The organism is Vibrio sp. 10N.222.55.C6 (assembly GCF_041473395.1).
Classification (GTDB): domain Bacteria; phylum Pseudomonadota; class Gammaproteobacteria; order Enterobacterales; family Vibrionaceae; genus Vibrio; species Vibrio crassostreae_C.
Map to the genome: position 1 here is coordinate 1 of NZ_JBFRSD010000636.1, position 490 is coordinate 490.

1 pseudogene is annotated in these 490 nt (G+C 46.5%); it reads left to right on the plus strand.

The features are described from left to right. A pseudogene (locus AB4486_RS25415) lies at positions 1-490 on the plus strand (type IV-A pilus assembly ATPase PilB); the annotation flags it as partial.

Below are 490 nucleotides of genomic sequence, written 5' to 3' on the forward strand. Positions count from 1 at the left end.
GCTCGTTCTTGATTTCTTCACAGGCGACTCCCTAGCACATAATATTCAAGCCATTTTCGGTTTGCCGTTAGTTCAGCTTGCCAATGTTGACTATGAAGTATTGTGCGACCAATTAGGGCTTCGCGAGCTGATCACTAAGTATCACGCTATCCCAGTTTCAACCTCTAGTTCGACTCTCACTCTAGCTTCTGCCGACCCAACCGATTTACAAGCAGAAGATGACTTCCGCTTTGCGACCGGATTGCAGATAGAACTCGTTGTCGCTAACTACTCTGAATTAGAAGGCGCAATACGAAAGTTGTATGGTCGCTCTATTTCAGGGCAAGATTCCAAACGCAAAGAGATAACTCAAGACGAACTCGCCAATCTTGTTGAGGTTTCTGACGATGAGATAGCGTCGATTGAAGATCTCAGCCAAGACGATTCCCCTGTCAGCCGCTTTATCAATCAAATACTGGTCGATGCGGTGCGTAAGGGCGCATCAGATATC